This is a genomic window from Paenibacillus sp. JT22N12, assembly GCF_056269365.1.
Window position 1 is genome coordinate 61,078 of the sequence record NZ_JBWDNU010000002.1, and the last position, 25,860, is coordinate 86,937.

24 protein-coding genes and 1 other annotated feature are annotated in these 25,860 nt (G+C 51.8%); of the genes, 11 read left to right on the forward strand and 13 right to left on the reverse strand.

The genetic code is table 11. From position 1 onward, the window contains the following. The first annotated feature begins 5 nt into the window (after window positions 1–5). Complete coding sequence (locus tag AC0YOA_RS05890; protein WP_475785851.1) at window positions 6–1,511, forward strand: sulfatase family protein; 1,506 nt, start codon at window positions 6–8, stop codon at window positions 1,509–1,511. 171 nt (window positions 1,512–1,682) lie between these two features. After that, the gene (locus AC0YOA_RS05895) at window positions 1,683–5,123 is read left to right on the forward strand and encodes a glycosyl hydrolase (RefSeq protein WP_475785852.1); all 3,441 of its coding nucleotides are present in this window, start codon (window positions 1,683–1,685) and stop codon (window positions 5,121–5,123) included. A 76-nt stretch (window positions 5,124–5,199) separates the two neighbouring features. Here AC0YOA_RS05895 and AC0YOA_RS05900 read toward each other — a convergent pair whose 3' ends face one another. Continuing rightward, complete coding sequence (locus AC0YOA_RS05900; protein WP_210038363.1) at window positions 5,200–6,459, reverse strand: methyl-accepting chemotaxis protein; 1,260 nt, start codon at window positions 6,457–6,459, stop codon at window positions 5,200–5,202. Window positions 6,460–6,708: 249 nt separating this feature from the next. Between AC0YOA_RS05900 and AC0YOA_RS05905 the strand changes: the two genes are divergently transcribed. Further along, the gene (locus tag AC0YOA_RS05905) at window positions 6,709–7,119 is read left to right on the forward strand and encodes an O-methyltransferase (RefSeq protein WP_210038364.1); all 411 of its coding nucleotides are present in this window, start codon (window positions 6,709–6,711) and stop codon (window positions 7,117–7,119) included. A 161-nt stretch (window positions 7,120–7,280) separates the two neighbouring features. On the opposite strand, the gene AC0YOA_RS05910 is transcribed toward AC0YOA_RS05905, so the two are convergent. The 5 genes from AC0YOA_RS05910 to AC0YOA_RS05930 form a co-directional block, all read right to left on the reverse strand. Further along, on the reverse strand, window positions 7,281–7,799 hold the full coding sequence (locus AC0YOA_RS05910; RefSeq protein ID WP_475785853.1) for a YhcN/YlaJ family sporulation lipoprotein: 519 nt from the start codon (window positions 7,797–7,799) through the stop codon (window positions 7,281–7,283). A 62-nt stretch (window positions 7,800–7,861) separates the two neighbouring features. Next, window positions 7,862–8,638, reverse strand: coding sequence for a polysaccharide deacetylase family protein (locus tag AC0YOA_RS05915; RefSeq protein WP_475785854.1), 777 nt, complete (start codon window positions 8,636–8,638; stop codon window positions 7,862–7,864). Window positions 8,639–8,807: 169 nt separating this feature from the next. After that, complete coding sequence (locus AC0YOA_RS05920; RefSeq protein ID WP_475786614.1) at window positions 8,808–9,038, reverse strand: small, acid-soluble spore protein, alpha/beta type; 231 nt, start codon at window positions 9,036–9,038, stop codon at window positions 8,808–8,810. Window positions 9,039–9,148: 110 nt separating this feature from the next. Continuing rightward, window positions 9,149–10,045, reverse strand: a complete 897-nt coding sequence (locus AC0YOA_RS05925) for a TIGR03943 family putative permease subunit (RefSeq protein ID WP_475785855.1) — start codon at window positions 10,043–10,045, stop codon at window positions 9,149–9,151. A 24-nt stretch (window positions 10,046–10,069) separates the two neighbouring features. Beyond that, entirely contained in the window at window positions 10,070–11,095 is a 1,026-nt protein-coding gene (locus tag AC0YOA_RS05930; RefSeq protein WP_475785856.1) for a permease, read from the reverse strand. Window positions 11,096–11,378: 283 nt separating this feature from the next. Here AC0YOA_RS05930 and AC0YOA_RS05935 point away from each other — a divergent pair, with 283 nt between their 5' ends. From AC0YOA_RS05935 to trpS, 3 genes are all read left to right on the forward strand, one after another. Next, window positions 11,379–13,394 carry a hypothetical protein gene (locus AC0YOA_RS05935; RefSeq protein ID WP_475786615.1) on the forward strand — a complete coding sequence of 672 codons (2,016 nt, stop codon included), beginning with the start codon at window positions 11,379–11,381 and terminating at the stop codon, window positions 13,392–13,394. Beyond that, entirely contained in the window at window positions 13,351–15,354 is a 2,004-nt protein-coding gene (locus AC0YOA_RS05940) for a beta-propeller fold lactonase family protein (RefSeq protein ID WP_475785857.1), read from the forward strand. The genes AC0YOA_RS05935 and AC0YOA_RS05940 overlap by 44 nt, the downstream gene beginning before the upstream one ends. 690 nt (window positions 15,355–16,044) lie before the next feature. After that, window positions 16,045–16,290 (forward strand) — a binding site (T-box leader). A 112-nt stretch (window positions 16,291–16,402) separates the two neighbouring features. Next, complete coding sequence (trpS, locus tag AC0YOA_RS05945; RefSeq protein WP_475785858.1) at window positions 16,403–17,389, forward strand: tryptophan--tRNA ligase; 987 nt, start codon at window positions 16,403–16,405, stop codon at window positions 17,387–17,389. 56 nt (window positions 17,390–17,445) lie between these two features. On the opposite strand, the gene AC0YOA_RS05950 is transcribed toward trpS, so the two are convergent. Further along, window positions 17,446–17,622, reverse strand: coding sequence for a hypothetical protein (locus AC0YOA_RS05950; RefSeq protein ID WP_475785859.1), 177 nt, complete (start codon window positions 17,620–17,622; stop codon window positions 17,446–17,448). Window positions 17,623–17,737: 115 nt separating this feature from the next. Between AC0YOA_RS05950 and AC0YOA_RS05955 the strand changes: the two genes are divergently transcribed. Further along, a complete protein-coding gene (locus AC0YOA_RS05955; protein WP_210038373.1) occupies window positions 17,738–17,962 on the forward strand; it encodes an alpha/beta-type small acid-soluble spore protein in 225 nt (74 codons plus the stop codon). Window positions 17,963–18,108: 146 nt separating this feature from the next. Here the strand turns inward: AC0YOA_RS05955 and AC0YOA_RS05960 are convergent, their stop codons facing one another. Next, window positions 18,109–19,095 carry a metal-dependent hydrolase gene (locus AC0YOA_RS05960; RefSeq protein WP_475785860.1) on the reverse strand — a complete coding sequence of 329 codons (987 nt, stop codon included), beginning with the start codon at window positions 19,093–19,095 and terminating at the stop codon, window positions 18,109–18,111. 481 nt (window positions 19,096–19,576) lie between these two features. Here AC0YOA_RS05960 and AC0YOA_RS05965 point away from each other — a divergent pair, with 481 nt between their 5' ends. Then, window positions 19,577–19,867: a hypothetical protein gene (locus tag AC0YOA_RS05965; RefSeq protein ID WP_475785861.1), complete on the forward strand. Its 291-nt coding sequence runs from the start codon at window positions 19,577–19,579 to the stop codon at window positions 19,865–19,867. On the opposite strand, the gene gerQ is transcribed toward AC0YOA_RS05965, so the two are convergent. Continuing rightward, complete coding sequence (gerQ, locus tag AC0YOA_RS05970; protein ID WP_475785862.1) at window positions 19,851–20,615, reverse strand: spore coat protein GerQ; 765 nt, start codon at window positions 20,613–20,615, stop codon at window positions 19,851–19,853. The two genes, AC0YOA_RS05965 and gerQ, sit on opposite strands and share 17 nt — an antisense overlap. A 70-nt stretch (window positions 20,616–20,685) precedes the next feature. Then, window positions 20,686–21,108: a cell wall hydrolase gene (locus tag AC0YOA_RS05975; RefSeq protein ID WP_210038376.1), complete on the reverse strand. Its 423-nt coding sequence runs from the start codon at window positions 21,106–21,108 to the stop codon at window positions 20,686–20,688. 271 nt (window positions 21,109–21,379) lie between these two features. Here AC0YOA_RS05975 and cyoE point away from each other — a divergent pair, with 271 nt between their 5' ends. From cyoE to AC0YOA_RS05990, 3 genes are read left to right on the forward strand one after another with little or no spacing between them, the layout of a single operon-like run. After that, entirely contained in the window at window positions 21,380–22,243 is an 864-nt protein-coding gene (cyoE, locus tag AC0YOA_RS05980; RefSeq protein ID WP_475785863.1) for a heme o synthase, read from the forward strand. Window positions 22,244–22,283: 40 nt separating this feature from the next. Further along, window positions 22,284–22,898: an SCO family protein gene (locus AC0YOA_RS05985; RefSeq protein ID WP_475785864.1), complete on the forward strand. Its 615-nt coding sequence runs from the start codon at window positions 22,284–22,286 to the stop codon at window positions 22,896–22,898. Window positions 22,899–22,903: 5 nt separating this feature from the next. Further along, entirely contained in the window at window positions 22,904–23,830 is a 927-nt protein-coding gene (locus AC0YOA_RS05990) for an AEC family transporter (RefSeq protein ID WP_475785865.1), read from the forward strand. Window positions 23,831–23,839: 9 nt separating this feature from the next. Here AC0YOA_RS05990 and AC0YOA_RS05995 read toward each other — a convergent pair whose 3' ends face one another. The 3 genes from AC0YOA_RS05995 to AC0YOA_RS06005 all read right to left on the reverse strand — a co-directional run bounded on the left by AC0YOA_RS05995 (window position 23,840) and on the right by AC0YOA_RS06005 (window position 25,834). Beyond that, window positions 23,840–24,208 (reverse strand): DNA primase, encoded by a 369-nt coding sequence (locus AC0YOA_RS05995; protein WP_210038380.1) that lies wholly within the window; start codon window positions 24,206–24,208, stop codon window positions 23,840–23,842. A gap of 217 nt (window positions 24,209–24,425) precedes the next feature. Continuing rightward, window positions 24,426–24,536: a YjcZ family sporulation protein gene (locus AC0YOA_RS06000; protein ID WP_379113948.1), complete on the reverse strand. Its 111-nt coding sequence runs from the start codon at window positions 24,534–24,536 to the stop codon at window positions 24,426–24,428. Window positions 24,537–24,655: 119 nt separating this feature from the next. Next, on the reverse strand, window positions 24,656–25,834 hold the full coding sequence (locus tag AC0YOA_RS06005; protein WP_475785866.1) for an MFS transporter: 1,179 nt from the start codon (window positions 25,832–25,834) through the stop codon (window positions 24,656–24,658). Window positions 25,835–25,860 lie beyond the last annotated feature (26 nt).

The following is a 25,860-nucleotide window of genomic DNA, read 5'->3' on the forward strand; positions in this document are numbered from 1 at the left end:
AGCATATGAAACCCGATATCATTTTTTTGATGACCGACCAGCAGCGCTGGGATTGCATCGGTCTGTATAATCCGGCAATTAAGACACCGAACATCGACAAGCTGGCCGAAAGCGGTATTGTTTATAACCAGGCGGTTTGTCAGGCGCCGATGTGTGTGCCGAGCCGCAGTTCCATGATGCTTGGTCTGTATCCTTCCCAACTGGGCGTGCGGACGAATCATGGAGGTCTCTACGACGAAGACAAGCTTCCTGCCGAGCCGCTGCCCGAATTGATGCGCAAGGCGGGATACCAGACGGCAGGATTCGGCAAGACGCATTGGAACCATGGACACCGGAATCCCGTTCCGCCTACGAGAGGCTTTGAAGTGCGTTCGGTCGGACTTTCCCGGGAGAGCGGCCACTATGAGGACGGAGCTGTGATGATGGGAGACCATGATCCGGAAGGGCTGCGGGCTTACAGCGAGGAAACGGCTCTTTACGGCAGCGGGGAAGAGAATGCGCTAGGCTATATGGGCCGAACGAGCGGAATACCGATGGAGCAGCACCGCGACGGCTGGGTAGCCGGGCAGTGTCTGAATTTTCTGGACGGCGGCATCGATCCGGATCGTCCCTTGTTCCTCTATCTGTCCTTTCTGAAGCCGCATGCCGGGTTCAATGTGCCGCAGGAATTTGAGGATCTGTACCGGCTTGAGGATATTCCCGATATCCCGCAGCCGCCATGGGAGGACGAGGAGGGAACGCACTTGTCGGCTACGGACGGCGTGAATACAGGCAGCCGGCGAATGTATCTGGAGAGACGCGAGGCCTGGGAAGCGATGAGTCCGCTTGAGCGCAGAAGGACTACGCTGCGTTATTATGCAAATTGCAGCTGGCTGGATCATTATTTTGGCCTGGTGATGGAGTCGCTGGAGCGCCAGGGAAGATTGGACAATGCCCTGATCGTATTTCTGTCGGATCACGGCGAGATGCTCGGCGAGCGCAGATACCGCTTCAGCAAGTATTGTCTGTACGACTCCAGCGTCAGGGTGCCGCTCATATTGTCCGGTTCCGTGATACCCGGGGATAAACGCGGTACAGTCGATGAGCGTCAGGCCGAGCTGATTGATCTTGTGCCAACGCTCAGTAAAATAGCGGGACTGCCGCGGAACCCGATTCTGCCGGGACTTGATCTTCTGGGTGAGCGCAAGCGCCGGGGAACGTTCAGCGAGTTTCACGGCAAAGGAGCGGAAGGACTTCATTCGGCTCCCTGCTATATGTGGCGCAAGCGGGATTGGAAGCTGATCATCTACTTATCCGGTACGATTGAGGATGCCATCGAGCGGGTGGATGAGGCGCACGGAGAATTGTATAACCTCCGGACTGACCCCCAGGAATGGTATAATGTTTATACTGAAGCGGAGTACCAGCCGGTTCGGGAACAGCTGAAGACGGAGCTGCTGCTGCATCTGGCAAGCGCCTGGTCGAGGGGACCGTTTTTTTATGACCGCCATGGATACGCCTCTCTGGGGTGAAGGCGGGCATAGAAGATGATGAATCGGCGGTGCAGACGGAAATAGTCCGGGAGAAGCATAATAAGCTTTATACCCCCGCGAATACCAGATGACGTTTCCGCAAGCGCAGCCGGGTTATTTGACCGATCCTTTAGAAGAAGCTGATTGTTCATACGAAGGAGGCTTGAATTTATGGATTGGAGCCGTTTTAAACATCCGCATGCGGAAGACCGGATTCATCCGTTCTGGTTCTGGAATGGAGAAATGGCGGATGATCAGATCAAGAGGCAGATCGGGGAGATGACGGACAAAGGCGTAGGGGGATTTTTTATTTGCCCGCGCCAGGGGCTTGAAGTGCCTTATTTGTCTGAACAGTGGTTTCAGAAGGTTCGTCTGGCAGTGGAGTATGCCGCAAGCCTTGGGCTTCAGGCATGGCTGTACGATGAATATCCCTACCCCAGCGGTATTGCGGGCGGCGAGGTGACCCTGCTGCATCCGGAAGCGAAGCATTATACGCTGGAGACCATTACCCGCAGAGCAGAGGGCGGGCGCAGCGTGCGGGAGGAACTGCCCTGGGCGCGGATATTGTCCGCTCAGGCGGTACCGGTTGGTGAAGGAGGCCTGTTGAATTGGGATGAGGCCGTCGATATCCGCGGATCAATAGGCAGCAGGCAGACACGACGCATCTTCCAAAAAGCCGGGCTCACGGCGTATAACCGCAAGCGCTTCTTTAGTTATGGAACCGCTTACGAGCTGATCTGGGACGCTCCGGACGGAGAATGGGAGCTCATTTTGTTTCTGGAGAAGGAACTGGAGGATTTCAAATATTACGGGACATTTGTTGATCCCGGCAACCGTCAGGCTGTCGAATCCTTCATCCGGCTGACCCATGAGAAATATGCCGACCATGTAGGCGACTTGTTCGGTGACCCCATTAAGGGGTTCTTCGGGGACGAGACGGGGTTTCTGGGCAGCATCCCTTGGTCGCCGCAGCTGCCGGCAGCTTTCAGGGAGCTGCATAACTATGATTTGCGTGATCATTTGCATGCGCTTCTGTATCCGGATTGTCCGGATGGCGCACGGATCCGTTACGATTATTTTCAGACGGTTCATCTGCTGCTGCGCTCCAACTATCATCAGCAGCTTCATGATTGGTGCGGGGAGCATGGGCTTGCTTATGTGGCCGAGGCGCCATCGGTACGGATGACGACACAGCGGTACAGCCACATTACAGGCGGCGACTCGGCGCATGAAAAGCTGGGACGGCCGCTGCACTGGGTGCTGGAGAGGTATGCGGGGGAGATGCGTTATAACCCGAAGATGGTCAGCTCGCTGGCCCGTCAGCTGGGAAGGGAGCGGAATCTGATTGAATGCTTTCATAGCGTAGGCTGGTCCATGACGCTGCAGGATGCCAAATGGATGATCGACCGGCTGGCCGTGCTGGGAACAAATCTGTTTAATTTTCATGCTTTCTTCTATACGCTGGATGGCCTCTCCAAGCATGACGCGCCTCCATCCCAATTTCTGCAAAATCCTTATTGGCCATATTTTCGGCAGCTTGCCGATTATACAGGCAGACTCAGTTATATGATGAGTCAGGGGGCTGCAGACATTCGGATCGCGGTGCTGGACCCGGTAACAAGCTTCTGGACGCATATGGGCAATCCTCTGCATGGATTCAAATATGCGGGTGAAGATGAGGAGCAAAAACGGAGACTGGAACGTCTTCACGGGGACTGGAAGGCGCTGTCGGTGCATCTGCTGGAGACACGCCGGGATTTCGACCATCTTGATCCCGAGCTGCTCCAGGAAGCCGACATTAACGAAGGCGTCGTCACAATCGGTCATGCCCGTTATGAAGCGATTCTGCTGCCGCCGGTAACGAATCTGGAGGCGGGAGCATGGAAGGCTCTGAAGACTTTCGCTGCACAGGGAGGCATAGTGATCGGGATGGGGCTGCTCCCATATGAGCATATCGCAGCGGATAGCTCCGCGGAAGACGAGGCAGCGGCTTTCTTCGGGGTTGAGCAGTCCCCGCGCGCCGGTTACTGGGAATCGGACAGAACGGGATCGGCAGAGAGTCAGGATTCCGGCCGGATTGGATACCGGAAGGGACAAGCCGGTTCCGTATATTTTATCCCGTGCGGCACTTCGGGGCCATTTCAGCTGGTGCTGGATCATGTGACCAGGCTGCTGGATGATTGTCTCCCGCAAGCGGTAACAGTCAAGGCGGCTTCGGCAGACGAACATCTTCCGCTGCTCATGCAGACGCGCTGGCTCGAAGAAGATACGGGGATGATTTTCCTGACAAATCAGGAAGGCCGTCAGCTTTCGTTTATATTAAGGGTGGATGCGGAGCTTCTGCCGGACCGGGGCGGACATGTCCAGGGGGAAGCAATGGTTCTGCTTCCGGCAGATTTGATCACAGGCGAGGTGGGCCATGAACCTTATCTCTCGCACCCGGAATATGATTGGAATGCGCGGCCGGACGAATCATCCCAGACTGGCGGCGGAGCTGCAGCAGTTAGGCTTATGCTTGCGCCTTATGAATCACGGCTGATCCTGGCGGTGCAGAAGGAACGGGTGAGCGGGATAGCCGGCAATCGAAACCCCCGTCCGGGGAGGGAAACGGAAGGCGGTGCATTCGAACGGCCGCAGGAGCATACTGCCGCGAAGCGGGAAGCCCCGGAATGCAATTCTGGAAAACCGCATAATCCTGCACAGGAGTGCATCAGCATCACTTCGGAAGCGCAGTGGATTGTGGAACCGCTTGGTCCGAACATGATTAGGCTGGACCGGTTTTCCCTGCAAATGCCTGGTGAGGAAGAGGGGATTCTTGTCGGGGTCAAGACATTCATCGATCAATGCGAGGATCTGGCCGCCGTGCAGGCTCTTCCTGTAGCATTCCGGCAATCCTTCGGCACTCCGATGAAAGTAGGAATGGACTATCCTCTTGACGTAACCTATCGTACAAGATTGCTTGTGACAGATCTTCCTGCCGAATGCTCGCTTGTCATGGATGAGCTGGCAATCTCAGGCGAGTGGGTGCTGATGGTTAATGGAACGTCATTTTGCCGTGATCAGTTTCGAGCTGCCGAGTTGTATGATTACCGGAACATCAGCAGCGATATTGCTTCGCTGCTGCGCGTTGGCGACAATGAAATTTCAGTCAGCGTTCGAATATCAAGCGATGAAGACGGGCTGCTCGACGCGATTTATCTGGCAGGGTCATTTGGGGTCGAACTCCAGCCAAACCAGGGTTCCGCGCTTCCGATGATAACGGCTGTACCGCGGACAGCGGCTTCGCTTCCTCATCACTACACTGAGGGCTTCCCGTATTATGCAGGCGCCCTGCGGTTCACCCGACAGCTGGATATGAGCCTGCCTGCCCGGACGGATGAGATAGATATACAGTTTGCCGACTGGGAAACGACACTTTCGGTTCAGATAAGACTGAATGGTCATGATCTGGGCGTACAATCCTGGTCGCCCTACCGCTGGAGGGCGAGCTCCGCCCAGCTTCGATCGGAAGGCAATACAATAGAGGTGGACGTAACGAATACGCTGGTGGGGCTGCTCGAAGGAGCGTATTTTGATTACAGGGAGCATAAGCTGCAGCCTCTAGTCCCCTGAACCCTCAAGCAGCAGGCGGCTGAGTACGAAAAAGCCCCTTCTCGCGGAGAGAAGGGGCTTTGACTGCAGCTTTTGACTATATTTTGAAAATCGATACGGTACGTTGAAGCTGAACGACCATCTGCTGCATTTTTTCGGTCTCGTCGACAACCGCCTGGACGGAGCCAATCTGTTCATTCATGGAGGCGGATACCTGCTCGGTGCCGGCAGCGGACTGCTCGGTGATTGCGGATATATTCTGGATCGCTCCTGAAATCTTACGGGAGCCCTCCAGCATTTGATCGCTTTCGCTGGAGAATTGATAAATCTGCTTGGTTATAAAATCAACGCTGGCGACAATCTCGGAGAAGATATGCTCCGATTCCTGAAGCATATGAGTTTGCAGCTTAACAACTTCTTCGTTGATTTTAATATTTTCGATGGCCTGCTTGACTCCGGAATCGATGCTGCGGACAAGATTGAACACTTCTTTGGTCGAGGCGGTCGATTCTTCCGCCAGCTTGCGCACTTCCTGTGCGACAACTGCGAATCCTCTGCCATGCTCACCGGCGCGCGCCGCCTCGATTGAAGCATTAAGAGAAAGAAGGTTCGTCTGCTCTGCCAGATCGGAGATTGTGCGCGTTATCGACGAGATGCCCTCCGCATTGCGGGCCAGCTCCTCAATTGTAGCCGCAACTGTAGAGGTTGCTTCCACATTGCGCTGCATGCCGACCGTCTGGCTGTCTACAGCTTTCCGGCCTTTCTCGACCAGGATCAGCGTTTGTTCGGATTTCTCGTTCATTTCCTTGGTGGAATGGGCGTATGAGGCTACTTTGTCCTCGATTTCCCGGATTGACTCAGCCATATCAGCCACATCCCCGGAAATTTCGTTAGCTCCGGTTGCCAGCTCTCCGGCTGATAAGGCGACCTGCTCCATGATCAGCTTCAGATCCTTGTTCTTGTCAAAAATATTCCGGCTGGTGTCGTTCACGATGCGGGATATATTGGACGTGTCCTTCAAAATTTCACGCAGCTTGTCAATCATGCTGTTAAAGGAATGGCCCAGCTGTCCCAGAGAGGAGGATGAGGATACGTCAACCTTCTGGGTAAAATCTCCCTTGGCGATGCCAAAGGCAATGGAAGAGATTTCGTCAATAGATGAAGTAAGCGCTCTCTCGATCACACTCACAAGGGGATACGTAATCGCTGCCGCGACTAAAATGATGATGAGCCCAAGGAGTAAGCTGCTGCCTGTAATGATCAATCCCAAAAGCAAGGCGATCGAGAAAATGCCGACGATTGAATAGCACCCGATCAGAAGTTTGTTGCGGATGGACAATGAATAAAACCATTGCATGAGGCAGGGCTCCTCTTTATTAGAATAATCTCATTATATTCACAATGGAGAATTTTGTCTATATTCGTCTAATGCAATCGTACTAAGTCGAAAGAATTAAGTAAGGATTATGTAATAATCCAGTATCGAGCCTTTTAGTTGTAATGATTTTGTAAAAATATGTTGAAGGAACCATAAAGCTGTCTTATAATAGGCCTAATGTATTATTTGTAAGCTTCAAGAAAATAAGGATTCAGGAGGGGGTTTACTATGAGTTTGGAAACGATGTCATTGGCGCGGCAAGTGGATTATGTATTCAGACAGCTGGAAGAAGAGCTGATTTCGGCTGTTGCAGGGACTGTTTTTATACATATTCGGAATAATGCAGTCGGCAAATACGGAGTCAGGCACAATCCCATTGAGAGCAAGAATGGTGAAATCGGCCAAACAGAGCAGGGTATGACCGCTTCCCAGGTGCAGTCCTTTCGCCAGATGGCAATAGACTCGCTGAAGCTTAAACGGAATTGGACACACGGTGAAATTTTGTATGATTTTTCAGTAAGGTCGAGCACGGGCGCTTGGTCGGCAAGTATTCTTTTTGAATCGAATTACAATTTGGCCAATGGCATGTTTCGCTACCAGCCGAAATATTCACAGCAGGCGCTTCGTGATGCTCCATAGCATATATTCAGGGGACGCCCCCCAGCAAACAAAGGGCTATCGTCGACCTTCGGCGGCGTTTCTACTTCGATTGTAGACTTCTTATCATTTAAGAAAATGCTGCTCCGCATATAGTGGGCAGCATTTTTTCAATTATGCGGGATTTGATGCTCCATCAACCATTAACGAAGCGGCGCTGTTATTGTGCGTCCCATGTCCCGGATAAGGGTTCCTACATCTTCCGAGAAATTACGGACAGGATGGCCATCTATAGGCAGCATTTGATTCTGAAGGCCCTTGATGCGGGAAAATAACTGTCCATCCGTCGTTACGTGAACGGCATAACCCGGCTCCGCCCGTTCAACGGTTTGCTTCACTTGCCGACTCACCATTTCGGTGTGGACACCTTTTTTGACAGCGACACCGACAACGGCGTCGCGATTGTTAAGAATGACAGTTGCTCTGTCCACGCCATGAACACTGGAAACATGCTTGGCGATTTTCTCGGCAGTGGTCATGTTTGCAGAAGCACGCGGATGCTGTCTTTGCTGCGGTTGCGTTTCTTTCATCAGCATACGTTTATCCGTGGTGGACTGCGTTTTATAATTATTTGTTTTTACCTTGTCATGCTTCGCGGTACATCCGGTCGAGGCCATAACGAGAAACAAGGAAAGAACCAGCATTGCGGATATCCTATACATTGGTTTTTTCACCTCCTGATGATAGGATTCGCGGTGAACATCAAAACCATGCTGGTAATATTTCATTTGGAATTTTTGATGGCAGCTTGTTTGCGGTCTGATTCCGCCACGGAATATTTCATTAATTCGGAAACGGTAATCAGGCGGTAGCCTCTGGCTCTGAGCTCCGGAAGAATGACTCTCAATGCGGCAGCAGTTTGCGATTTCCCCTGGACATGATCATGGAAAAGCACAATATCCCCGTTTCTGGCATTTCCCAGCACCTTGTCCAAAATCCGTTGAACGCCTGGCCGGCTCCAGTCCCGTGTATCCTGATGCCAGGACCACATGACAGGAAAAAGGCCCATTTTATTGGAAACCTTGACGATTGTATCGTCATACATGCCGCCCGGAGGACGAAATAACGCCGACTTGCGGCCGATTACCTGGAATATTTCATTTTCCGTGCTCTCGATTTCCTGGCGGACTATTCTTTCCGATGACGGGATTCTGAAGTAAATATGGTTATAGGTATGGTTCGCAATCTCATGCCCTTCAGCGGAAATCTGATTCAAGATATCCGGATACAGCTTCACTCTTTTGCCTACAACAAAAAAAGTGCATTTGGCATCGTACTGCCTGAGCAGATCGAGAATTTCCAGCGTCTGAACGGGATCCGGCCCGTCATCGAAGGTCAGCGCCATCACTCTCTGCTTCGTCTGTACCTCCCAGATCATTTCTCCTTTTTTCTCATAATAAAAACGGTCCTTCTTGAATGGTGCGCCTGCGCCATCAGCTTCATTTGCGAACAGCAGCATCGAAAGGCTTACGATCCCCAGCAGATATTTGTGTACGAGCATGAATCTCCATCCTTTGCAATGTGCATCATTCACCACATGTGTTGACGATAAGCTTTAATGTTTCAAAAATACCGGTTTCGCATACATCTAAGGCTGGCAAGTGAGTCCGGAAACACAAAAAAAATGCTGCCTCGCTGAGCCGGGCAGCATTTTTCGGTATTGGCGAATCCTAATGGCGAATGTTGCTTCCTGCCAATTGTTGTTCCGCGATTTGAACTAGTTTGCGGGTGATGTATCCACCCAATGCTCCTGTATCGCGGGTAGCCATGTAACCGTAATAGCCGTCTTGCGGAATTTGGATTCCAAGCTCCTGCGCCACTTCGTATTTCATTTGGTCCAAAGCTGCACTTGCTTGAGGTACAACTAATTGGTTGCTGCTGCGGGATTGTCCTGCCATTATATTCACCTCCTAAGCTTTCTTGAGCCTTATTATGTTCCTGTTGGAATCTTTTATGCAGAATAAAAATGATTTTTTTCAATCCTCTAAAATTCAAGCCAAACAGCTGGCGCTCAGAGATCAAATTCATAATCCGGGTAAACATACGGCGTGGAAGGAGGAGTGATCGTTTTGATTTGCGCCGCTTTAAGTATAACGATGGGGTTTCCTTCAAAAATGCCCACAGTCACGGTGCCGCGCACATTCAGCCAGACATCGTCATCGTAATCTGCAGCCTGCGGATTCTCGATCATCAGACCGAATGGCACGGAGTCTGCGGAGCAGCAGTTCATCGCAAACCGGCTGACGGCCAGCTGCGACGGTCCCATCCCTTCCTGCCTGTAGACAAACCCGCTGATTTCAACCGTTTTTCCGATAAAATTGTCCCGATACAAGTCAAGCGTAGTCAGCGTCTCCATATACTGCTTCTCGGGGATTACAATTTCGTTCAGTCCATACAGTCTTTTGCCGAGCCGGGCATAGGCAGCCGTATATTCATCCGCGGGAAACAGCGCATCCAGATCTGTGTTGTCCGCTGAATCATCAGGGAACGGCTGCGCCTCCGCATTCTCCGGTATCACAAAACTTCCTGTGCCGTTCAGGCTGATACCTTTTTTGGATGCTGCAGTGCTCCCAAGCATCGTGTCCGGAAGAAGGAATCCCATAATCAGCGGGAGTATAAACAAGCCGTAGATGAGCGTATTTTTGATAAGCGAAGGAGATGGCTCGTGATCGCAGTCATGGGCAGCCGTCCGATTGCCGACCCATACCTGAACGGCGGAATAGAGCAAATAGATGGCTGTTGCATACAAGCCGATTGCCGAAAGCTTGACATAGAGCACCATGCGCGGCGCGATATACAGCGTCATACTGCCGCTGCGTACAAGATCGATTATATACAGAGCGAAGCCGGTCATGATCATGGCGCGCAGCAGATGGTGAATAATCGTGATCTTATCTTCCTTTGTCATGGGGGACGCTCCTTTGCTTCACTATCAGGATGGATAAAAAACCAGCTTCTCCATAACCATGGAACCCATCAGCACAGCGACGAACAAGAACGCGATAATCGTCAGAACAACCTTGGTGCGGAAGGCGGAGAAGAGCATAAGGGTGCTTTTGAGATCGACCATGGGTCCGAATACAAGGAAGGCCAGCAGTGCGCCGGGCGAGAAGAGGCCGCTGAAGCTTGAAGCAACGAACGCATCCGAAGTGGAGCAGAGGGACAGGGCGAAAGCAAGAACCATCATAAAGATATGGGAAACGAAGGGTTGATCGGTGATCGAGTCCAATAATTGACGGTCCAGCGCAGTCTGCATGGCAGCGGTAATAAATGCGCCCATAATCAAATATTTGCCGATATCAAAAAATTCATCTGATGCGTGTGCGAATGTAGCGCTGATCCGTCCGCGCAGCCCGTTTCGTCCTTCGCTGTGATTATGGCTGTGTTCATGATGATGGTGAATAGACGAAGGGTGAGCGCTCCTAAGCGGGTTTTTACGGAGAAAACGGTACAGCAGCAGCCCCAGCAGTACACAGACAACAAAGGTCAGCCCCATTCGGGAGTAGGCCATAATAGGCTCAGAGCGAAAGGCGGTGAAGGTCGAAGTAAATACGACCGGATTAATAATCGGTCCTGCGAAAATAAATACAAGTCCTATGTAGGCAGGCATGCCTTTGCGTATGAGACGGCGAACTACCGGAATCATGCCGCATTCGCATAAAGGCAGCAAGAGTCCCAGCAGGCTTCCGAACAAGACCCCGACGACGGGGTTTTTAGGCGTCAGCCTGGCAATCATTTTGTCAGAGACAAACACCTGCAGAAGGGCCGAGAACAGCACTCCAAGCAGGATGAAAGGAAAGGCTTCGAGGATGATGCTGATGAACAATATTTTAAAGGATTGTATCGATGGATTGGTCAGGATCAGATCCGTAAGGCCGTCTCTGGTCCATATGCGGGCAAGTATCACCAGGCAGCCGGCAGCGAGCAGCGGCGTACCCCATTTATAGATGATTCTCAAAGGACAAACTCCCCCCTTAAACTTCCGTTCTTATACAATATGCAGGCTTGGCCTTCAGAAGGACAGCCTTTCACAAAGTTATTTCACCACGCCTGCAAACACGGCTGCGCCCGGATTTAAATCTGCCCAGTTGATTTGACTGTTATATCAAAAATAGTCATTGCCAAATGAGGAGCAAAGAGGTACAATCACTAACGTTGATAATGATTCTCATTATTGCTCTGTGGATGATAATGAGTGTATCGGATTGGGGAGAACAGCGGTCATGATGAGTAAAAAGAAAATGAAAAAAACAGGATATACCATTACGGCAGCGATGCTTGCCTGTGCGTTAGCAATTACCGGCTGCAGCGATGGCGTGAAGGTTAATGTAAAGGATTATTCATTCGACACGGCAGGGAACATGTTTGCCTATGCGGAATTCGAGTTATCCGGTGAGCCTCTGGCCGAATCGCTTGGACTGGATCTGGATGTGCTGGATGCCGGGAAGCCGGATTCGCCAACGGCATTCGATTATATAGCCGGGATCGAATCCTACGAGTACTCGGAGGAAGCGATGTACGAGGTGGTGGAGAAATCCGGTATGGGGCTGCATCTGGCAAATGGTCCTGCTGTAGCGGACGAGGCCAAGAAAGCCGGCCAATCGCCTAATGAACTGCTTGCTTCGCGATTCCTGAAGATGGCAGACAGTGTAGGACAGCCGGCGGATCAGATTCAGCAAAATATGTTTCCGACCTTCATTGAATATACTGCAGGCGATCCCCATTACGCGCAGAAGGTCGATACCGGCAAATACGCCGACGGCGAGAATGGCACGTATATTCCTAATTACCAAGTGGATTTCAGCTCGCTGCGCTGGGACCGCGACAAAATGAAGAAGCAGTTTGTTCCAGCCGCTTATGGCGCAACGATGCTCAAGCAGTCTCTATGGGCCGGCGATTTTCTTGGCAATCTGCACAATGCGGAGTCGGATGAGGAAGTGGATGCATCCACTGCTGCAGAAGGACCGGAAGCCGATCAGGGGCTGAAGCTGGGCGTCAGCTCGGTTGACGGCATGCAGGGGATGATCCTGACCGAGGAAGTCTGGAACAAGCTCCAGTATGTGCGCGACAATCTGTTCTATGATCCGTCTTCGCAAGGATTGGGAGCGTTAAGCAAGAACTCGACGAATGTCTATCTGCCGCATGCCATTGACGTTGAGGAGAATGGGGATAAGGATTATCCGAATGTAAAAGGCTTGAAGGTAAACGATGGAAGCAGTTCATTGCAGGATCAATGGCTGATGCTGTGGCCGACCTCGGAATTTTACGGAATGACCGATCAGCGTAAGGATAACCCCAACCGCAATCCGGCATTTGCCCGCGTGTTTGATGGGGATCCGTTCCCTGCGGCGCCTGCAGCCAATACCGATAGCGATCCAAGCAACGATGTCGTCTCCAATGATCCTTTTACCATTGCCAGCGATGTTCTGCTTGCCGTATTCGATAATATCAAGACGCGCCACTGGAATAATGATGCCGGCACGCTGGTCACGTCCTTCGACGGCGGCAAGCAGGGAACGGCTGTGGATACGTTCCAGGCGGGTTATACGATAGAGGCGCTGCGCATGTTCGAGCGTGCGATCGATGGCTTGCCTGTAGGCTACGCGAATGGAGATGCGGCCGAAGGCTTGAAAACAGCGGCAGGGGCCGAGGCCAAAGAAATGATTATCAGGCAGGCAGATTTCATATTGTCCGCGCTTGTCAATAAGGACGGCCTTGCCGTGAGCGGTTATGACACAGCCAAAGATGAAGCAGGACAAGACACCACGCTGCTTGCCCAAGAGGGCGCGATCCGCGGTTTGACCTCGGCCTTCCTGGCAACAGAAGACGAGAAATACCGCGATGCTGCCCGCCACCTTTATGCGGCGATGGACAGCAAGCTGTGGGATAACGGCATCAAAGCTTATAAAACCAATGGCGACGAGACATCTTATGATGCTTTTGCCGCAGGCGGCGTATCCTCTATGCTGCGTCTCGCACTTTTGCACTTGAAAAACACGGGCGGCGAAAGCGATGCGCCAAAAGCGCTTGAACAAAGCGCAATCCAGCAGCGTTATGTCGACTTCTACCGTCAGGTGATCGATGGACCTTCGCTTGAGGAAGGGATGCAGGCGAGCGAATTCTGGGATACGGGCGACTTCTATAAAGAAGGCGATGACTCCGGCAATACCGATGGGGACACAGTGCCTCAGATTCAGAAGGGACATGGTGACAATGGCATTTCCCCGGTTCTTCTTCCGGTTGAAATCTCGAAATAAGCCATCGCCTGCTTGGAGGCTGGCGGCGGGTGCATCTGCACTCGCCGTTTTGCTCTTCTTATCCGCATGCTCCGGGGAAGAGAAGGAAGTCCCTGCCGGCCCGCAGTCAGGCAGCAGCATTGTGATGAGTGAAGATGGCAGAACCATCTATGTAGCTAATGGCGATACCAATACCGTCTCCATCGTTGATGCGCGAACCCGCAAGCTGGAGAAGGAAATTCCGGTAGGCAAAGAGCCGCGTGAGCTGGCACTGTCTCCGGACGGAGAAACCTTGTATGTCACCTGCCGCTATGCAAACAGTGTGGAATGGATCGATATGAATAAGGGCAAGGTGCTTGGCTCGCTGAAGACTGGAATAGAGCCGTATGGTATCGTGAGCAGCCCGGATGGTTCGCGTCTATATGTCACCAACTATCGTTCGGGCACGGTTAGCGTGGTTGATTCGGCGAGGCGGACCATCATCAAGCAGCTGCCCGCTGGCGATAATCCAAGAGCGCTGGCTTTGAGCGGGGATGGCAGTAAGCTCTATGTAGCTGAATATTTGAGTGCCAAAACCCATGTATTCGATACGTCCTCCATGGCTGAGCAAGCAGATATCAGGCTTGGCGCTTCTCCGGATAAGAAGGACCGCAAGAAAAGCCAGGGAACGCCGAACACTGTCGAGCAGATTCGTCTGTCTCCGGACGGCAAGAGTGCCTGGGAAGCCCATCTGCTAACCAATACGGATACGCCGATACAGTTCGAAGAAGTGATTTTCCCCTCCTTGTCGGTTCTGGATCTGAGCGCGAATAAGGAGAACGGCAAGGGCCGCAAGGAACTGTTCGACTCCATTGACGTCCAGGATAAATTCGGCAAGTCGACAATCGTTGCCAATCCGACAGATATCCTGTTTTCGCCGGATGGGAACAAGGCATATGTGCTGATGGGAGGAAGCGAGGATCTCCTGGTCTTTGATCTGTCCCGGGGCGGCCGGGCGAGCCAAATCATCCGTCATCTGCCTGGAGACTTTCCGATCGGCATGACCATGTCCCCGGATGGCCGCATTTTATATGTTCATAATGCCAATTCGCATGATATGACAACTATTGCGCTTCCCGGAGCCGAAGAGGGCGGGCAAGCGCACGTCGATGGCGAGCCTTCGAAGTTAATCCGCCAGAATCGTCTGACTGCCGAGCAGCGTCTGGGCAAGACCTTGTTCTACAGCGCCAATTCGGATGATTTTCCGTTAACCGGCTCCAACTGGATGAGCTGTGTGTCCTGCCACTCGGACGGCGAGGTGGATTCATTGACACTGACGACTTCCAAAGGGCCGCGGAACGTGCCGAGCAATGTTCTGGCGTTCGAGACCGGCGTGTTTATGTGGGACGGCAGCCGCGATGATTTCGGCGATTACATTCACACCATTCAAGGAGAAATGGGCGGAATGTCAGATGTAGACCCTGCCAAGCCATATCCGGCGGATATACAAAAGCTCTTTGACGCGCTCGAGGCTTATATGCGGATGCCGGATGCTTTCCCGGTTCCTTTGAGTCCTTACCGGACGGAGGACGGTCAGCTCACGGCCGAGGCCGAGGCAGGCAAGCAGTTGTTCGAAGGGAAGGCGCAGTGCATCACCTGTCATGCAACAGATGTGATGACTGACAGCGTGAAAGCCGTTAATGACAATGGAGCGTTAACGACGGACAATAAGGATTTTCTCCATAATGTCGGCACTGTCAGTCCAACGGACACCGATTATGCCGGCGACGCCCGCGCAGCCTTTACGAATAAACGTGAGCGGGGCTTCTATGACACGCCGACGCTTCGCGGTGTTTACGCGACAGCCCCCTATCTGCACGACGGCAGCGCGGCCACCCTCAAGGATGTGATTGAACGCGCAGGAGACAAGCACGGTAAGACATCGGGGCTGAGCGACAAGGAAATAAACTCCTTGGTTGCGTATCTGCAGCAGCTGCAGTAATGGCGGCTCCCTCCCTAAATCCCTCCTGAGGAGGGACCCCAGAGGGGGCCGCCCCTCTGGACTCCCGGAAATATGTAACGTGGGAGGGACACAGCAGCGTGTTAGCTCATTCGTGCTAAGCTCGTTTTCGTCCCTACGGGACACACTTTAATTCTGGCGCACCCGTGGCAGCAGATGCCCCTTCGGGGCTGGAATAACGTGGGAGGGACACAGCCGCGCGTTGGTTGATTCGTGCTAAGCTCGTTTTCGTCCCTACGGGACACACTTTAATTCTGACGCACCCGTGGCAGCAGATACCCCTTCGGGGCTGGAATAACGTGGGAGGGACACAGCCGCGCGTTAGTTGATTCATGCTAAGCTCGTTTTCGTCCCTACGGGACACACTTAACTTTAAAGCGTCTTAAACGCATCTTCATTTTCCAAATATTGTTGCAGGCAGTGACTGAAGACGGATCTCTGATCCGCCAACGTTAGTCAGGGACGCAGTCCACCTGGTACCACGCGAGCGTGGCAAGGAAGTGTGTCCCGCGAGGGACGAAAACGCTCCTACGCAAAAAGCAGCTAAACAACGTTCCTCTGCTCCTCCCACGTTATTCCATTCCGGGAGTCCAGAGGGGCGGCCCCCTCTGGGGTCCCCCTCAGGGGGATTTAGGGGGGATTGACATTCATTAAGGGAAGAGTATAATCATCATAAATGCAATGAAGGGAACAAGTAAGCATGAGATGAGCGCTTCAGAGAGCCGGTGGGTGGTGCGAACCGGTGCAAGCGTCTGTGTCGAATGGGTCCTGGAGCCGAGATGAGGAAAGCGAGCGTACGATCGTCCGTATGCATCTCCGTGTCGTTCCGCGTTAGGGAACTTGAAGGCTTGTTCTGCGCGGATATTTTCAGGCGCTTACAAGCAAATTAGGGTGGCACCACGGTCCTTCGTCCCTTTCGGCGTAGGGTCTTTTTTGTGTTCATTTTGAGGCTGCCGACCCATGAATAAGTTGATAAAACAATGAAGGAGCGCATAGCAGCGCTGATTTGAAATAACAGGAGGGTATAACGATGCCGCGAGTCCTATCAGGTATTCAGCCGAGCGGCCAATTAACGCTCGGAAACTACATTGGCGCCATACAAAATTTTGTGAAGCTGCAGGAGACCCATGAATGTTTCTTCATGGTCGTCGATCTGCATGCCATTACGGTTCCGCAGGAGCCTGCTGCGCTTCGCGAGCATATTGAATCCGTAGCATCGCTGTTTGTCGCGGCCGGGATTGATCCGTCCAAAGCGAGCATTTTTGCGCAATCGCAAGTGCCCGCCCATGCCGAGCTGGGCTGGTTGATGACGACGCTGGTCTCGATGGGCGAGCTGGAGCGGATGACCCAGTTCAAGGACAAATCGGCCGGCAAGGAATCGGTTGGAGCGGGGCTGTTTGTTTATCCGGCGCTGATGGCGGCCGATATTCTGGTGTATAATGCCGATCTTGTACCGGTTGGCGATGACCAGAAGCAGCATTTGGAGCTGACACGCGACTTGGCCCACCGCTTTAATGGGCGTTTCGGGGATTATTTTACGATTCCGGAGCCGTATATTCCAAAACTTGGCGCCCGCGTGATGTCGCTTGACGACGTCTCGAAAAAAATGAGCAAGAGCAATCCGAATCCGGCCAGCTATATCGCTTTGCTGGATCCTCCGGATGTGATCCGCAAAAAATTCAGCCGGGCTACAACGGATTCCGGCCGCGAGGTGCAGTTCAACCCGGCCGAGAAGCCGGAAGTTAGCAATCTGATGACGATTTACTCCTATTGTGCGGACATTTCACTTGATGATATCGAAACGCGCTACGAAGGACAAGGGTATGGAGCCTTCAAGAAGGATCTGGCCGAGCATGTGGTTGCGAAGCTTGAACCGCTCCAGAAGAAGTATGCGGAGATCCGCAGCTCGGGAGCGATTCACGATATTCTGAAGCAGGGAGCAGAGCAGGTATCGGTGATCGCGAACCAGACAGTGCGCGATGTGAAGGAGCGGATGGGTTTTCTTCTGCCCCGCTGAAGGAAGCAGGCATTAAGGGAGAAGATAAAGACAGATAACGCCGCCAGCCAGGGTTCTCACCCTTGCTTGCGGCGTTTCATTTTGGCGCTGACGACGAATCCGAGGCCGATACTGCCAATCATCAGAACAAACAAAAGAGCGGCTATCCATCCATTATAGCTGATGGCGATAGCGGTAGCGCTCATAAGCAGCACCGAAAAGACGGCAAAAAAAAGGGCTAGCGATCTGGGCATTGTATCATTCTCCTTGGAAAAAAAGAAATTCTTAAAAGTAAGCATATTCTTCTCACTATCGTATCATAATAAGTTTGCAACACACCATTGTAAGAGGACGAAAGGAGAAATTCACATGGCAGGACAATCTCGCAGCAGCAATACATTGGTCGTACCTCAAGCAAGCGCAGCTTTGGATCAAATGAAATATGAGGTAGCGCAAGAGCTTGGCATTCAAATCCCGCAAGACGGTTACTATGGCAACATGGCGACTCGTGACGCTGGTTCGCTGGGTGGTTACATCACCCGCAAGCTTGTGCAAATCGCTGAACAACAACTGTCTGGTGGTCAAGGCCGCTAAGCCCGAAAGGTCTTAGCTGATTTCGATCTCCACAAGTATCAAGCTCAAGGGAAACCTTGAGCTTTTTCTTTTGTGTTTCTTTCCTCGCACATCAGTATCCCGCAAAACAAGGACCCCTCCTATTGTGCAAGAAGGGGTCCGTCCCGTCAATACGTGTTCATCCGCAGCCGCTTTTGCAGGCGCTCTTCGCTAAGCCAGCCCACATAGGAGCCCAGTGTGCGATAATCATTGTCCATCAGCAAAACGCCGACAAAAGGATATTGTTTGCGATGGCGGTAACGAACATCGCACCAGCGTACTTCATACCCCCAGGAGTGCTCCTTCACCTCTGCACATGCGTAAGAGGTGAAGTAAAGGAAAGCATCAATGGACGGATCGTTCCGCGAAGCGTCAACCGCCGGATGCTCGGTACCCTTGGCCCGGTCAACCCAACGGAGCTGGCCGCGGCGGAAGTCGCCGATCATGTAACAGCCGTCAGCCCTTTCCTTGACCACATTCCATTCATGTATGGAAACCGTTGGAATCAGGGTGAAACGATCGCCTTCATGACAATCGGTATCGATTTGCCGCATTCGTTTCGTGAGAAGGCGATGGGCTACGGTACGCCAAATGTAGTAAATAATCAGAACCCCGTAAAGAAAGGGGAAAATATAAGCGGGATCGGCCAACTGCAGCGCCCAGATCAGAATAGCGATGACATGCGTTGTGAAAATAAATGGATCGAATATATGGATGATGTTCCATGATATCCATTTTTCCGTAAACGGACGCATCGCCTGCGTGCCGTACGTATTAAACAAATCTACAAAAACATGGACTACAACAGCCAGCAGCACCCAGCCTCCCAGATGAAGCCATGGAATGTTGAAGCTGAAGAATGATTGTATCAACAGGGTAATGAGAATCGTCCAAATCGCGATCGCCGGCAGGGAATGGGACATGCCGCGATGATTTTTAATATAAGTGGCGTTGTTTTTGAGTCTGAGAAATCCATCGAAATCCGGTGCTTGCGACCCGACTACCGTACCGATGAGAACGGCGGCATAAATCGTATGATCGGAGGCGACGACCGGGTCGATGGAAGCGAGCCCGGCAAGTCCGAGTCCCATGACCAAATGCGTCCCACTATCCATGAACATTCCTCCTAAAAGGTTTCTGCGTGACTTCCAGGTCATTTCATCTCTGTGAGCAGAAAACTGGCATCGGAAGCATAAACTAAGATTTCTGTCTTTGTAAGAGCAGAAAACTACGTCGGAAGCATAAACTAAGGTTTCTGCGTGATTTCCAGGTCACTCATTTCATCATTATTGATTGGTCATTGTGAATTCCACAGACAAGAAGGCTAGGTGTCTGCTCCCCTGTAGCATACACTAAGTTTCCAGCAAATGCATCTATCCCCTGGCAAATTGGGCGACAGCGGAAGGCGGATGCGTTTTAAATATAAGAAAGTATAGATCTGGTCTGTACGCGCTTATATTTATGGAATGAAGAAACCTGGTTTAGCCGCCAAGTATGGGAATCGGCTGTTCCTTCTTTGAGAAGTGGTATACTTCTATATTGTACGTATTAGTATTTTCTGAATCTGTAGTTCTTATAACGAAGGGACGAAATTTCATGCATATTTGTTTCGTGGAGTATCAAATTTCTGAAGAATTTATTACGGACTACCGGTCATGGGCAGCCATTCAACAAGCGGAATTCAATGATTTTCAGCTGTATGAGGGTACGGATCAGCCGCTGCTGTTTGTGGAAGTGTGGGAGGCTCCGAACGAGGAGGCTGCGCTTGCCATAAAAAAAGAACGCTGCAGTGAGCGTTCCTCATGGTTCACAATGTCGCAATGGGTACAAGGCGGAGCTGCCCGTATCCACGCATGGACGTTTCGGCCAGTTAACGGTCGCCTGTAAGGGTACCAGACGATGTTTCGATTCTTGTAGCCGTTGCGGGAGTGGTGTTCGTAATGGTCTGACCCTGGAAGGTATAGGCATAATTTATGGGACCGTCAAAGGTAACGTAGTCGAGATTGAGCGTCAGCAGCAAGTAACGCATGCCCGTTGCGGGATCGCTAATAATGATATGATCGCGGCCAGCCGCCTCAATAATGCCTTTGAAAATCTTAGCGTTCCATTCCGAGTTGTTTTCATAGGTCATGTAGATGGTCGCCATTTTGCCGCGGTTCATCCTAATAATGTTTTCTACATAGGATTCCTCATTAATCGGAACCGTTATTATATTACCTCCGGCGGGTGTGACAATTGATCCGCTGGGGACATTGGGAGTCGTCGGCGCAGATGCCATTTGCATCTGAGCGGTCATGGGAGCCATCGGCATTTGCATTTGGCCGGCGGTCATGGGCATCATCGGCATTTGCATCTGACCTGCAGTCATGGGCATCATGGGCATTTGCATTTGGCCGGAAACCGGCATGGTTTGTGTACTTGGTTGGTAAGGATAATTATAGTTATAGCCGGGGTAGCCGCCTGTGCCCCCTGTGCTGGCTGGGCTTACCATGTTGCTGCCGTAGCCGCCTGTGCTGGCGGGGCTAACCGCCGTGCTGCCGTAACCGCCTGTGCTGGCGGGACTAACCGCCGTGCTGCCGTAGCCGCCTGTGCTGGCGGGACTTACAGCAGTATTATAGTCGTAACCGTAGGACATGTCTCATTTTCCTCGCTTTCATCACTTCTTCAAACCATTCAGGAGCATCATTCGCTCCATCAAATCTTCATCAATAAACGGATGGACAATTCTCCTGAGTTGGGGCGTAAAAACAGTGTGCCTTGAACCTGCCGACGTGTTGCTGATCATACCAGGTGTTTGGACAGTCTGCGGCAGGACGAAAATACCAGAGGGCATTTGTCGCCGGCCACCGGCGTTCCCCGTTGATCACGCGCTGGGCAAGCCTGATTTCGCTGTCGCGGGCCTTTTGGTAGAAATATCCTTTTTGGGTCGCTTCAAATCCCCCCGGACTTTGGTACACCATCTGGGACATTGTGCGAATATTTCGAAAATCGATGCAATTGCCTAAAATGCGATTGACTCCGACATTGCCGACCATCAGCATGCCAAGGTCGCCTTCACCCTCCGCTTCTGCGCGTATTAGCCGGGCCAGCAGCCTGGCATCCGAGGAATTCGTTTTAATGACTGCCATATCTGAACCATCCCACTTCCTTTCGCAAGAGCTGGGCGTTTAACCACAATGACAGTGTATTGAGCAATAGGCGAAAGGGTTCCATTTTTTTCGAAAAGGGCAAGCCTCCGTGAGAGAATTGATAAGGCGTTTTGTCAAGCGGTGTCAATATAATGAACAAGGGCTGCGAACATTGTCAACTGCTTGTTTTTTCGGTATGATTAGGACGGTTTTAAAACACAGATGATGGGTTGTATACGCCCATAATGGGATCGGAACGGGGAGGCAGGCTGTGCTTAAAGAATATGTGGCCTTAACAAAACCGGGCATCATTCGCCTTAATGCGTTTGCGGCGTTCGGTGGCTTTTGGGTCGCTTCCAAATGGGATCATATTGATTGGTTGCTTCTGATTTATATGCTGATCGGCTCGGCGCTCACGATGGCGTCGGCTTGTGTCATTAACAATTATTGGGACCGCGAGCTGGACAAGAAAATGGAACGTACCCGGAACCGGACACTTCCCATGCAGCGGATGAATCCGACCAAGGTGCTCATCTATGGGATTGTGCTGGGGGTTATCGGGATTGCGGTGCTGTTCACGCTTGTTAATCCGCTTACCGGCTGGCTTGGGCTGCTTGGGTTCTTTGTTTACGTGATTGTGTACACTATGTGGCTGAAACGCACCTCAACCTGGAGTACCTCCATTGGGGGAATATCCGGGGCTATGCCTCCTGTTATCGGCTATTGTGCCGTTACGGAGCAGATCGATGCGGGAGCCTGGCTGCTGTTTGCCCTGCTGTTCCTGTGGCAGCCTGCGCATTTCTGGTCGCTTGCGATCAGGCGCGTTGACGAATACCGGGCCGCCGGTTTTCCGCTGCTGCCGGTTCTGAAGGGAATCCGCCGCACCAAGCTGCAGATGATTCCTTATACACTGCTGCTGATTCCAACGGGCATTCTGATGTACACCTACGATTACGCCGGTTATTTTCTGCTTGTTATTTCCATCGCAGGTGGTGTCCTCTGGACAGTGCATACGGCAATGGGACTTTCAGCGAAGGATGACACGAAGTGGGCCAAGACGAATTTCTTTATTTCCATTAATTATTTAATGATTGTCTTTTTTGTGATGATCCTGGATACCAACGGCATCGGATAACACGTCCTGGGATTGCGTAAACAAGGGGGAACGTAAGCGGATGGATTTTGTACGAAAACATGCCTTCAAGATTGCAGTGCTGGCGCTTTGCGCGGCGATGGGCATTTATTTATATGTCTCTTCTAATAAAGAAGCTGGACCTAATCTGGATCAGAACTATAAAGCGCCGAGCTTTGAGCTCACGGATCTGGACGGCAATAAAGTGTCGCTTGAGAACACCAACGGCAAGGTGCGGGTTATTTATTTCTTTTACTCCAATTGTCCGGATGTTTGTCCGCCGACGACCTATCTCATGAGCGAGGCCCAGAACGAGCTGAAGGAGAAAGGGACATTCGGCAGCGATGTCGAGTTTCTGTCGATTACGTTCGACCCGGTGCGGGACACGACGGAGAACATCAGGAAGTTCGCGGGTAAATTTGATGTGGATGCAGCCGGCTGGAAATTCCTGCGCGAGGACAGCGAGGAAGATACCAAGCAGCTGATGAAGGATTTTGGTCTTGGTCTGGTGAAAGATGAGAACGGTTATTTCACGCATGCGGATGCCATTACCTTCGTGGACCGTACAGGCAACGTGCGCAAAGCCATTACGGGATCCATCACGGACACGCAGGCAGACGATGTTGTTAAAATTGTCAACGCGCTTGTGAAAGGCTAGGCGCCATGACAATTTTCTGGTCCGTATTAGGAAACAATGTGCTCCCGCTGTCGGTCATGATTGCCATTGGCGTCACGCTGCAGCGGGCTTTTTCTTTGGACATCAAGACGCTCTCCAGACTTAACTTCTATCTGTTCTCGCCCGCCATTATCTTCAAATTATTATATACTACGGAAATTTCGCTTGGGGTTATCGGCACGGTCCTGCTTTTTTTTGTCATTTTTATGGCGCTGATGTTTGCTGTCGTGGAGGCCGTAGTGCGTCTTCGGGGGCTTGAGGGCGGCATGCGGGGGGCGATGCGCAACAGCGTTCTGTTCTATAACAGCGCGAATTATGGTATTCCGCTGAATCAGCTCGCTTTTGCGGCCAATCCGTTTACCCTCTCGGTGCAGGTGCTCATTATGATGATGCAGTCCCTGCTGCCTAATACATGGGGGATATACAGCGTTAATGCCCATAGGAGCAGCGGCCGCAAGATCGTGAAAACAATAATCAGGCAGCCGGTTATTTATGCGATTCCGCTTGCCTTTCTTATGCGCGGCTTCGATATTCCATTGGCCGGCTTTCTGCAAACGCCGCTTGATTACTTGGCTAACGCGTTTACTGGAACGGCGCTTATTACGCTTGGCGTTCAGATTGGCAGCATGCGATGGTCCTACAAGGATCTGATGCTTAAGGATGTTCTGCTTTCCTGCGGCGTAAGGCTGATTATCGGGCCCTTGCTCGCTTTATTGGTGGTGTGGATGATTGGAATAGATGGCATTATGGCAAAGGCGCTCATTGTGTCCTCGGCTGTTCCGACCTCGCTTTCAAGCGTCCTGCTTGCCGTCGAATTCGATAATGAGCCGGAGTTCGCTTCGCAGGTCGTGTTTGTTTCCACTGTCCTGAGCATCATCACCGTGACATTTGTTATCTTTATGCTGCATATTTGATACATGCAATCATTGGTCTTCTTTTCGCCAGGGAGCGGGGTTTGGGGCAGGGTACAGAATGTACGCCTCCAATCCCGCTTTTTCGAATTGCTCGATCAAATATTCCTCTGGGGTTTTCTCGACACCGTGGTAGCCTCTGCGGGTGTGAATATGTTCGGCATCGGGAAATGCGTCCCGCAGCATGCCCCGTATACGTTTGCCGGAGGAGTCATTATCGGTGAAAATATAAGGCTGCTTGTCCCCCACCTGGCGGCGCAGCTTTTCTAATTGACCGGTTCCCGGGGTGCCATAGGTGCAGTATATGGGGACGTCCGGGTTGAGCACCCGGCGGATCCGGCTGCGGTCGTTTTTTCCTTCTACAATGATCGCGATATGCATGTGGCGAACATCACCTCTTCCGACATTGTAACCGATTCTTGATGGAAAATAAAAAGAAGGCTTTGCCAGCCGGCAATGCCTTCTTTTTTAACATATAAGAAATCATGAAATTCTATCATACCTAGCTTAAACTTCCGATGGAAGAAACTTGCTGGGCCAAAGGACGGCGAAGTTACGTTTCTTCTAATGAGAAGTGATTTGAAGGGCAATGGCAGTTCTAGTACCAAGAACCGCAGATGATAATGACAAGCAGGATGAAAAGGACAAGAATAATGCCGGTTGAGGTAAATGCGCCGCCGACGTATCCACGTTCCAAGTTTTCAGACATTGAGAAGTCACCCCTCTTTCAGTTCGTATCCTTAGGAGATTGGCTCCGCCTGGGTGAAAAGACTATAGCCATCTGCCACGATGTATCTTATGCCTATGGTTATTACCGGCCCTGTGCCTTTACCCAGTTCTTGAAAAATGGGCGGGGTTCTTCCCCATTCGCAATGTATAGAAAGGCAGTACGGACACAGCGATCATCAAGGCAATGAAGGCGATGTAATACGGGGATACATAGCTCCGAAGCTGACCGGCAAGCATAGGACCGAGAAATGCGCCGACGGAGAAGGCAATCGACAAAATGGAAAAGGTGCGACCGTATCTCACACCGCCGCTCAGCTCGATGAGAAGAGAGGAGATGGCCGGAAATATAACCCCTTTAGCCATTCCCAGCAGCAGAAGCAGCATGAAGAAAGGCAAAGGCGCACCGGCCGCTATGGCGAAATAAACCAGAGCCAGTGCAAAGGCTCCCCATAAAGAGCGCATAAACGGTGATAAACGGTTCAGAAAAAGCATGCTTAGCGTAATCAACGCCCCCAGACTCACAACGGAGAACAGCAGGCCTGTTGTCATCATCGCTTCCTTCGTCGTCCCCATAAGCGGCAGTTCGAATGAAAGAATCCCCTGAGCGCAGGCCATGGCGACCGGGAGTGTGTAAATCAGCCAGGGGACCGGCGTCATGAGAGGTTCATCTGTTCCTGCCGTGACTGCAGAAGGAGAGGAATCCAGAGGCGAAGGAGCCTTTTTCCAGCTTGAAGGCAGCTCTCGTATGAAAATCAGAGCGCAGGCGGCAGTTCCAATCAGGATCCACCCGAGTACATAAAAGGCGGTCGTAAAGCCGATTTGTGCGACCAGATATGCCCCCACTGCCGGTGAGATGACGGAAGCCAGTGTATGGACCAGCCCATTGCCGGCCATCAGTTTGCCCTGCTTGACCCGGTCGCTTGCAATCCTCGCAAGCAGGGACATGCAGGCAGGTGAAAGAAACGCCAGCACAAAACCGCTTATAGACCGCAGGACGAGCAGCTGCCAGGGATCGGTGACCTTCGATTGAAGCAGCAGAATACCTCCCGCCGCTGCAAGACTGAATACAATGAACAGCCGGCTCCCGTACCGGTCAACGCCATAGCCTGCAATCACATTCCCCGGGAGATGCGTGAGCGAATACATTCCCATCATCAGCCCGATAAAGGAAGGCGCTGCGCCAATGGATACAGCGAATGGAGTCAGGATTGGATATTGGGCATGCAGATCGAAAAAAGCGACGAACAAAAACAGATAAAGCCATATTGCGGTTTTCAAATTGTTACCCTCCTTCGAGTCGCGCG

Excerpts from the sequence above, each read along its gene's own strand:
- AC0YOA_RS05990 (WP_475785865.1), top strand. The coding sequence starts at position 22,904 with ATGACAATTTTCTGGTCCGTATTAGGAAACAATGTGCTCCCGCTGTCG.
- AC0YOA_RS05995 (WP_210038380.1), bottom strand. The coding sequence starts at position 24,208 with ATGCATATCGCGATCATTGTAGAAGGAAAAAACGACCGCAGCCGGATC.
- AC0YOA_RS05950 (WP_475785859.1), bottom strand. The coding sequence starts at position 17,622 with ATGCCCAGATCGCTAGCCCTTTTTTTTGCCGTCTTTTCGGTGCTGCTT.
- AC0YOA_RS05965 (WP_475785861.1), top strand. The coding sequence starts at position 19,577 with ATGCATATTTGTTTCGTGGAGTATCAAATTTCTGAAGAATTTATTACG.
- trpS (WP_475785858.1), top strand. The coding sequence starts at position 16,403 with ATGCCGCGAGTCCTATCAGGTATTCAGCCGAGCGGCCAATTAACGCTC.
- AC0YOA_RS05955 (WP_210038373.1), top strand. The coding sequence starts at position 17,738 with ATGGCAGGACAATCTCGCAGCAGCAATACATTGGTCGTACCTCAAGCA.
- AC0YOA_RS05915 (WP_475785854.1), bottom strand. The coding sequence starts at position 8,638 with ATGCTCGTACACAAATATCTGCTGGGGATCGTAAGCCTTTCGATGCTG.
- AC0YOA_RS05925 (WP_475785855.1), bottom strand. The coding sequence starts at position 10,045 with ATGACAAAGGAAGATAAGATCACGATTATTCACCATCTGCTGCGCGCC.
- gerQ (WP_475785862.1), bottom strand. The coding sequence starts at position 20,615 with ATGTCCTACGGTTACGACTATAATACTGCTGTAAGTCCCGCCAGCACA.
- AC0YOA_RS05905 (WP_210038364.1), top strand. The coding sequence starts at position 6,709 with ATGAGTTTGGAAACGATGTCATTGGCGCGGCAAGTGGATTATGTATTC.
- AC0YOA_RS05975 (WP_210038376.1), bottom strand. The coding sequence starts at position 21,108 with ATGGCAGTCATTAAAACGAATTCCTCGGATGCCAGGCTGCTGGCCCGG.
- AC0YOA_RS06000 (WP_379113948.1), bottom strand. The coding sequence starts at position 24,536 with ATGTCTGAAAACTTGGAACGTGGATACGTCGGCGGCGCATTTACCTCA.
- AC0YOA_RS05895 (WP_475785852.1), top strand. The coding sequence starts at position 1,683 with ATGGATTGGAGCCGTTTTAAACATCCGCATGCGGAAGACCGGATTCAT.
- AC0YOA_RS05960 (WP_475785860.1), bottom strand. The coding sequence starts at position 19,095 with ATGGATAGTGGGACGCATTTGGTCATGGGACTCGGACTTGCCGGGCTC.
- AC0YOA_RS05985 (WP_475785864.1), top strand. The coding sequence starts at position 22,284 with ATGGATTTTGTACGAAAACATGCCTTCAAGATTGCAGTGCTGGCGCTT.
- AC0YOA_RS05910 (WP_475785853.1), bottom strand. The coding sequence starts at position 7,799 with ATGTATAGGATATCCGCAATGCTGGTTCTTTCCTTGTTTCTCGTTATG.
- AC0YOA_RS05890 (WP_475785851.1), top strand. The coding sequence starts at position 6 with ATGAAACCCGATATCATTTTTTTGATGACCGACCAGCAGCGCTGGGAT.
- AC0YOA_RS05900 (WP_210038363.1), bottom strand. The coding sequence starts at position 6,459 with ATGCAATGGTTTTATTCATTGTCCATCCGCAACAAACTTCTGATCGGG.
- AC0YOA_RS05935 (WP_475786615.1), top strand. The coding sequence starts at position 11,379 with ATGAAAAAAACAGGATATACCATTACGGCAGCGATGCTTGCCTGTGCG.
- AC0YOA_RS05940 (WP_475785857.1), top strand. The coding sequence starts at position 13,351 with ATGGCATTTCCCCGGTTCTTCTTCCGGTTGAAATCTCGAAATAAGCCA.